Origin of the sequence: Micromonospora sp. CPCC 206061 (genome assembly GCF_036906915.1) — a bacterium.
In the GTDB taxonomy this organism is placed as follows: domain Bacteria; phylum Actinomycetota; class Actinomycetes; order Mycobacteriales; family Micromonosporaceae; genus Phytohabitans.
On sequence record NZ_JBAKHX010000014.1, the window covers coordinates 115,007 to 122,741 of the forward strand.

Annotated in this window: 7 protein-coding genes; 5 read left to right on the top strand and 2 right to left on the bottom strand. The window is 70.7% G+C overall.

Features of this window, described 5'->3' with window-relative positions; translation table 11 throughout:
* Positions 1-128: 128 nt before the first annotated feature.
* Positions 129-2,303, bottom strand: coding sequence for an MMPL family transporter (locus V6V89_RS13665; protein WP_334619450.1), 2,175 nt, complete (start codon positions 2,301-2,303; stop codon positions 129-131).
* Between the two features lie 200 nt (positions 2,304-2,503).
* Here V6V89_RS13665 and V6V89_RS13670 point away from each other — a divergent pair, with 200 nt between their 5' ends.
* A complete protein-coding gene (locus V6V89_RS13670; protein WP_334619451.1) occupies positions 2,504-3,106 on the top strand; it encodes a TetR/AcrR family transcriptional regulator in 603 nt (200 codons plus the stop codon).
* 23 nt (positions 3,107-3,129) lie between these two features.
* Here the strand turns inward: V6V89_RS13670 and V6V89_RS13675 are convergent, their stop codons facing one another.
* A complete protein-coding gene (locus V6V89_RS13675) occupies positions 3,130-4,338 on the bottom strand; it encodes a DUF349 domain-containing protein (RefSeq protein ID WP_334619452.1) in 1,209 nt (402 codons plus the stop codon).
* A gap of 244 nt (positions 4,339-4,582) precedes the next feature.
* Between V6V89_RS13675 and V6V89_RS13680 the strand changes: the two genes are divergently transcribed.
* The 4 genes from V6V89_RS13680 to V6V89_RS13695 are packed head-to-tail and all read left to right on the top strand — an operon-like array spanning position 4,583 to position 7,638.
* A complete protein-coding gene (locus V6V89_RS13680; protein ID WP_334619453.1) occupies positions 4,583-5,224 on the top strand; it encodes a hypothetical protein in 642 nt (213 codons plus the stop codon).
* Positions 5,113-6,111, top strand: coding sequence for a tRNA (adenosine(37)-N6)-dimethylallyltransferase MiaA (gene miaA, locus V6V89_RS13685; protein ID WP_442935134.1), 999 nt, complete (start codon positions 5,113-5,115; stop codon positions 6,109-6,111). Before V6V89_RS13680 ends, miaA begins: the two co-directional genes overlap by 112 nt.
* An 8-nt stretch (positions 6,112-6,119) precedes the next feature.
* Positions 6,120-6,917, top strand: coding sequence for a diaminopimelate epimerase (gene dapF, locus V6V89_RS13690; RefSeq protein WP_334619455.1), 798 nt, complete (start codon positions 6,120-6,122; stop codon positions 6,915-6,917).
* Positions 6,910-7,638, top strand: a complete 729-nt coding sequence (locus V6V89_RS13695; RefSeq protein ID WP_334619456.1) for a glycerophosphodiester phosphodiesterase — start codon at positions 6,910-6,912, stop codon at positions 7,636-7,638. Before dapF ends, V6V89_RS13695 begins: the two co-directional genes overlap by 8 nt.
* Positions 7,639-7,735 lie beyond the last annotated feature (97 nt).

The window sequence follows — 7,735 nt, forward strand, 5'->3', positions numbered from 1 at the left end:
ATCTCCGTTCAGAGGAAACGCCGCTAGAAGGACCGTTGCCCTGGCTCCGCAGTAATTGTGATCGCTGTGAATGCGTCCCGTCAACGCGTGAGGGGCGCCCCCAACGGGACGCCCCTCAGTAGGCCAACTCAGTGGGTTGCCGCGCCCACCGTTTCCTTCTCGGTGGCTGGCTTTGCGGTGCCGCCAGGCGCATCGCCGTGCCCCGGCCACCAGGCCTTGTGGCCCAGCAGCGCGGTGATGCTCGGCACCAGGAACATCGCCATGACGAACGCCGAGATGACGATGCCGATCGAGACCGCGAAGCCCATTTCGGTGAGGAACGCGAGCCCGGCCAGCATCATCGACGCGAACGTGCCGGCGAGGATCAGGCCGGCCGCGCCGACCGACGGCCCGCCGTGTTCCAGCGCGAGGTCGGCGGCCGTTCGCGGGTCGTGGCCGAGCCGCGCCTCCTCGCGCAATCGGGCGATCATGAGGATGTTGTAGTCGGTGCCGATCGCGACCACGAAGAGGTACAGGATCGTCGGGAGCATGAACGACAGGCCGGGCCGGCCGTCGATGCCCTGGAAGACCAGTACCGTCGCGCCCAGCGTGCTGAAGAAGCCGAGCACGACCGCGACCAGCAGGTACAGCGGCGCGACGAGGCTGCGCAGCAGCAGCGCCAGGATGACGCCGATGAGCAGTGCGGCCACCGGGAAGATCACCAGCAGGTCCCGGGTGTTGGCGTCCCGGATGTCGGCGGTGATCGAGCTGGCTCCGCCGACGTACGTGCTCACGCCGGCCGGCGCCGCCTCGCGGGCGAAGTCGCGCAGATCGTCACCGGCGACGTCGAGCGACTCCGGCGCGTACGCGCTGCCGTCCAGCAGGAGGTCGATCTTCGCCGCGGTGCCGGCCTGGTTGAACCCGGCAAAGCTGCCGTCCTGGCCCGCGGGCATTGCTCCGCCGATGCCCGGCGCCTCCTGGAGCCGCTTCGCGAACTGCTCCATCGCCGCCGTGTCCAGCTTCTGCCCGTTGTCGCTGCGCACGTAGACGGTGGTGGGGCTGAGCGCGCCCTCCGGGAAGCCGGCCTGCAGGTCCTGGATGCCCTGCGTCGACTCGGTGCCCTCGGGGAGCTGGCTGTTCTGGTCGTAGTTCCACTTCATGCCGAGCGCGCCGAGCGCCAGCACGAGCATCGCGCCACCGGAGATCAGGGCCACCACCCCGGGGCGGCGACCGGTGAACCTGCCGAGCCGCTGGAAGGTGCTGCCCTTCGGCGTGCGCTGCCACGACTTCGACGGCCAGAACACCTTCGGGCCGATCAGCGAAACGACCGCCGGCACCAGCGTGACCGCGGCGATGGCCATGATGATGACCGCGATGGCGAGACTCGGGCCGAGGCTCCGGAAGCCGCCGAAGACGGCCAGCAGCAGGGCGCTGAACGCGATCGCGATCGCCGCGGCGGCGGACGCGATCACCTCGCCCACCCGGGCCACCGCGGCGACCAGCGCGGTCTTGCTGTCGTCGCCGGCGCGCAGGCGCTCCCGGTACCGGAAGAGCAGGAACAGGATGTAGTCGGTGCCGACGCCGTACAGGACGATGGTCAGGATGATCTCCAGTGACCCGTCGGCCTGCATGTCGAACGCCTTGGCGAAGAGCGCGATCAAGCCGGGCGAGATGGCGCTCACGACACCTACCGTGACGATCGGTAGGAAGGCCGCGATCGGGCTGCGGTAGATGATCAGCAGCAACGAGATGATCAGCACGAAGGTGGCGATGCCGACGATGACGAACGCGTCGTCGAACGCGTCCTGGTTGTCGGCCCACAGCGCGATGTCGCCGGTCACCGCCGTGCTGAGGCCGGTGCCGGCGACCGCCGGTGCGAGCGTGTCGCGGATCTTCGGGATCGCGTCGAGCAGCTCGGGGTTGTCGCCCACGCCCTCAAGTCCGATGCTGATGAGCTGCACCTGCTTGTTGGGGGAGACCGTGCCCGGGCCGGTCTGCGCACCGGTGACCCGGGGGATGCTCGCCGCCTGGACCTGCTGGGCGAGCTCGCCGACCTTCGCCTGGTCGGCGTCGGTCAGTGGCTGGCCGTCGGCGCGCTTGACGACCACGGTGGCGGTGCTGTCGTTCGTCTGTGCGAACTCCTGCTCGGCCACCTCCATCGCCTGGACCGACTCGTAGCTGTCGGGCAGGAAGTTCGCCTGATCCTGGCTGGTGACGTCGTCGAGGCTCGGTGCCAGGACGACGATGGCGGCAGCCACCACCAACCACGCCAGGATGACCTTCCAGGGGTTGTAGACGACGATGCGTCCCAACCGTTCGAACATGACGTCCCCCTCGTGAACCGGTCGGGTCCTTACCGTCCGGCAAGTAGATGTCTACCTGCCGCACGGTAGATAAGATTTTCTGGTGAGGCAAGTGGGTTTCCGCCAACATGGTCCGACAGGGGTGCTGTGAGCCCGCTGAGAACGCGCGATACCTAGCTTGCCCGTCTAGGATTTTGCTGCGCGAAGAAGGAGGTGCGAACGTGGCGGAGGACACCAAGGCCCGAATCCGTGCGGTGGCGGTCGAGTTGTTCACCGCCCAGGGGTTTGAGCAGACCAGCCTGCGCGAGATCGCCGACCGCGTGGGGATGACGAAGGCCTCGCTGTACTACCACTACCCCTCTAAGCAGGCACTACTGCTGTCGCTCGTCGAGCCACTCGTCGACGACTGGCGCCGCTCGGTCGAGGTCGCCGAGACCTTGCCTCACAATCCAGACAACCTACGGCTGGTGCTCGGCCAGTTCCTCGACACCATGCTCCGGCACCGCAGCGCGTGCGCGCTCTTCATGCGCGACGTGCCCGCCGTCCTCGCATCCATCGAGCCGATCTGGATGGAGGTCATCCAGCTGACCAAGCGGCTCAACGTCTGGCTGTCGGGCCCCGACCCCACCGACGTCGACCGCATCCGCGCGATCGCCGCCACCGAAACCATGGGCGCGGCGCTGTCGTCCGGCTTCGTGATCGACCATGTGTCCGACGCTGTGCTGCGCCAGACTCTGCTGGACTGCGCCTCCGCCGTGCTCGACCTGCCCAAGACCGCACCCGCCGCGGTGCCGGTCGCGCCGCAGCGGGTGCCTGCCGCTTAGCTGTATCCAGTGCCCTCGCTGCGCTAGCTGGCCTGCTCGGCGAGCTGGAGGAACTGCCGCTTCGACGCCAGCGCCTGCTCGGCCTCGCGGATGCGCTTGGCGTCGCCCGCCGCCTGCGCCCGGGCCAGCCGCTGCTCCGCCTCGGCGACCTGCTCGCGCATCTGCGTCAGCAGCGGGTTCGCGGACGGCTCCGTGCGCCGCCACGCCGACTCCATCGCGTGGCGTACCTTGTCTTCCACCGCCCGGAGACGGCGGTCGAGCCCGCCTGCGGCCTCGCGCGGCACCCGACCGAGGTCGTGCCACTGGCCCTGGATCTCGCGGAGCCTGACCTGCGCACTGCGCGGGTCGGCATCTACGTCGATGGCCTCGGCCTCGGCGAGCAGCGCCTGCTTGCGCTCGAGGTTGCCCCGCTGCTCGGCGTCGCGGGCCGAGAAGACCTCGCTGCGCCTCGTGAAGAACGCGTCCTGCGCGGCCCGGAACCGCTCCCAGAGCCGCTGCTCAGCCTCCTTCGAGGCGCGCGGTGCGGCCTTCCACTCGGTCATCAGCTCCTTGAGCCGGGCCGCGGTGGGTGCCCAGTCGGTCGACTCGGCGAGCGACTCCGCCTCGACCACCAGATGCTCCTTGGCGCCCTGGGCCTGCTTGCGCTGGGCGTCGAGCGTCGCGAAGTGGGCGCCGCGCCGGCGGGTGAACGAGTCACGCGCGGCGGCGAACCGCTTCCACAGCTCACCGTCGGTCTTCTTGTCGACCCCGCGGATCGTCTTCCACTCGTCGAGGATCTCCTTGAGCCGGTCGCCGGCCGTCTTCCAGCCGGTGGACTCGGCGGCCAGCTTCTCGGCCTCCTCGACCAGGCCGGTCTTGCGCGCGAGCGCCTCGGCGCGGGCCGCGTCGCGAGCCGCGCGGGCGGCGCCGGCCTTCTCCTCGGCGGAGGCGGCCAGCTTGTCGAGGCGGGCGTTCAGCCCGTCGATGTCGCCGACCACGTGGGCCTCGGCGAGCTCGGTGTGCAGCCGCCGGATGCTCGCGAGCGAGTGCGCCGGATCCGCGGCTCCGGAGTTCAGGCGGGCCTCGACCAGATCGACCTCGGTGACCTTGTCGGCGAAGCGCCGCGCGAAGTGGGCCAATCCCTCCTCGGGCGGCCCGGCCTGCCAAGATCCGACCACGCGCTCGCCCTCGGCCGTCTTGACGTACACCGTGCCGTCGGCGTCCACCCGACCGAAGGTGGTCCAGTCGCTCATGTGCCCATCCTCGTTCTCCCGGCGTCACCGGGTGGGGGTTCCCCGGCAGCCGCCGCCACAGCGCAGTAAGTTTGCAGCGGAGTATCCCCCGGCATTGTCACAGGTCCAACCCCGTCCGCGTCGAGCGCCTGAAGACGACCGTGACCATACGGTGTCCTTGGTCGGCTTGTGCACGACACAGTTGGCTGACCATTACGGTTGGTGCGTGCCTCTGGTAGCCGCAGCGGTCTGCCCCCATCCGCCCATGATCGTCCCAGAGATCGCAGGTGGCGCCGCGTCAGAACTCGACAGCCTGCGCGCCGCATGCGACTTCGCGGTGCGCCGGCTCGCCGACATTGGCGCTCCCGTGATCGTTCTGGGTAGTGGTACATCGACAATAGACTATGAATCTCCGGTTCGCGTGTCGCTGTCGTCGTGGGGGCTGCCGGGCGACGAGGTCGCCGATCCGCTACCCCTCAGCCTGTCGGTCGGCGCGTGGCTGGTCAATCGGATACCGGGTCGAAACGTCACCTGTCGGATGCTCGCGATCGCGACCGACGCATCCGCCGATGAGTGCGCCGGGCTCGCCGGGCGGCTCGCCACCGGCCCGTACGCGCTACTCGTGATGGGAGACGGCACGGCCCGCCGGGGGATAAAGGCGCCTGGGTACGACGATCCGCGCGCGCAGCCGTACGACGAATCGGTCGCCCGGGCCCTCGCCACCGCGGACGTCGACGCACTGCGCGCCCTCGACCCGGACCTGTCCGCGAAGCTGATGGTGGCCGGTCGGGCGCCCTGGCAGGTGCTGGCCGCGGCGGCGGCCGGCGGCTCGTGGCGCGCGTCGCTGACCTACGACGACGCGCCCTACGGCGTCGCGTACTTCGTGGCCAACTGGGAGACCGCGTGAGTTCTGTGCTGGCCGTGGTTGGGCCGACCGCCGCGGGTAAGTCCGCGCTCGGCGTCGCGCTCGCGCACGCGCTGGGCGGCGAGGTCGTGAACGCCGACTCCATGCAGCTCTACCGGGGCATGGACATCGGCACCGCCAAGCTGACCCCAGCCGAGCAAGAAGGCATACCGCACCATCTTCTGGACATCTGGCACGTTACCGAGCCGGCGAGCGTTGCCGAGTACCAGACATTGGCCCGCGCCGCCGTCGACGACGTCCGGGCGCGCGGACGGGTGCCGATCCTGGTAGGCGGCTCAGGGCTGTACGTGCGGGCGGTGCTGGAGGAGTTCGAGTTCCCCGGCACCGACCCGGCGGTACGGGCCGAGTTGGAGGCGGCGCTCGCCGAGCACGGTCCCGCGCCGCTGTACGAGCGGCTGCGCGCCGCGGACCCCGAGGCCGCTGCGAAGATCCTGCCCAGCAACGGCCGCCGGATCGTCCGGGCGCTGGAGGTCATCGTGCTGACCGGCGGGCCGTTCACCGCGACGCTGCCCGAGCCCAAGCCGTACTACGACGCGGTGCAGATCGGCGTCGACCGCACCGACCTCGCCTCCCGCGTGGCCGACCGGGTCGACCTGATGTTCGCCGCCGGACTGGTCGACGAGGTGCGGACCCTGGCCAATCAGGGCCTTCGGGAAGGGCGCACGGCCAGCCGCGCGCTCGGATACCAGCAGGTGCTCGCCCACCTGGAGGGTTCGCTCACCGAGGCGCAGGCGCGGGAGGAGACCGTGCGGGCCACCAGGCGGTTCGTGCGGCGGCAGCGCACCTGGTTCGGCCGCGACCCGCGGATCACCTGGCTGGACGCGACCCAGCCGAACCTGGTCGAAGCCGCCCTGGCCGTTGCGGGATGATGGATCACGTGCGTTTCCTCAAGGGCCACGGCACCGGCAACGACTTCGTGCTCCTGCCCGATCTCGACGGGCGGCTGACGCTCACGCCGAAGCTCGTCGCCGCGCTCTGCGACCGCCGCCGCGGCATCGGCGCCGACGGCGTCCTGCGCGTCGCCCGCTTCGACGGCGACGGCGCCGAGTTCTTCATGGACTACTGGAACGCCGACGGGTCGCTCGCCGAGATGTGCGGCAACGGCGCTCGCGTGTTCGCGCGCTACCTGGTCACGGCCGGCCTCGCGGCCGGCACGATCCCGTTCATGACCCGGGCCGGGATCGTGCGCGCGGTGGTCGAGGACGACGCCATCTCCGTCGACATGACACCACCCAAGGTGTACGGGGTGAGCACCGCGACCCTGGCACACCTGACCCTTGCCGGTGCGGCTGTCGACGTCGGCAACCCGCACCTCGTCTGCGCACTGCCGGCGTCGGTGCCCCTGGAGTCGCTCGACCTCAGCCGCGCACCGGAGTTCGACACCGACTTCTTCCCCGCCGGCGTCAACGTCGAGTTCGTCACCCCGGTGGCCGAGCGGCACGTGCGGATGCGCGTGTACGAGCGGGGCTCCGCCGAGACCATGTCCTGCGGCACCGGAGCCTGTGCAGTGGCGGCCGTGGCACTGCGCGACGCCGGCCTGGACGACGGCCCCGTGACCGTCGACGTGCCCGGTGGCCGGGTCATCGTCAGCTTCGACGGCGGCGAATGCTGGCTGCGTGGCCCGGCGGTACTCGTGGCCGAGGGCGACGTCGACCTGGAGGCGGTGGGTGCGTAGCCCGCTCACGGTGGCACACCGTGGATACTCCGCGGTCGCGCCCGAAAACACCCTGGCCGCCATCGAGGCCGCGCTGCGAAGTGGTGCCGAGTACGTCGAGATCGACGTGCACAGCACCGCCGACGGCGTACCGGTGGTGGTGCACGACGCCACCGTCGACCGCACCACCGACGGCACCGGCGAGGTAGCGGCGCTGAGCAGCGGGTACGTCACCGGGCTGGACGCCGGAGCCTGGTACTCGCCGGTCTACGCGGGCCAGCGGGTGCCCACCCTCGACCAGGTGCTCGACCAGCTGGCACGCTCGAAGGCCCGGCTGCTGCTGGAGGTTAAAGGCCCACGCACGCGCGCCGACGTGGCCCGGATCGTGGCGACCGTGACCGGCCGCGGGCTGGCTGACCGGGTACTGCTGCAGAGCTTCGACGAGCAGGTGCTGCACGACGCGCGCGACCTGGCTCCGCAGCTGCGCCGGGCACTGCTGCGCGACGAACTGGACCCCGACCCGGTGGCCGCCGCGAAGGCGGTGGGCGCGGTGTCGTACAACCCGTACGTGCCCGCAGTCCTAGGCCGGCCCGGTGTGGTGGCCGAGCTGAACGCGGCCGGACTCGGGTGCATGGTGTTCACCGTCGACGAGCCGGAGCACTGGCGCGCGCTGACCGATCTCGGCGTGGACGCCATCATCACCAACCGTCCAGCCGCACTACGCGGCTGGCTCGGCGTCTAGCGCTCGACACCGCACCGCACCGCGCGGCGGGGCGGGGCGGCGTGGGGCGGGGCGGCGTGGGGCGGGGCGGCGTGGGGCGGCGCTGCGTGGGGCGGCG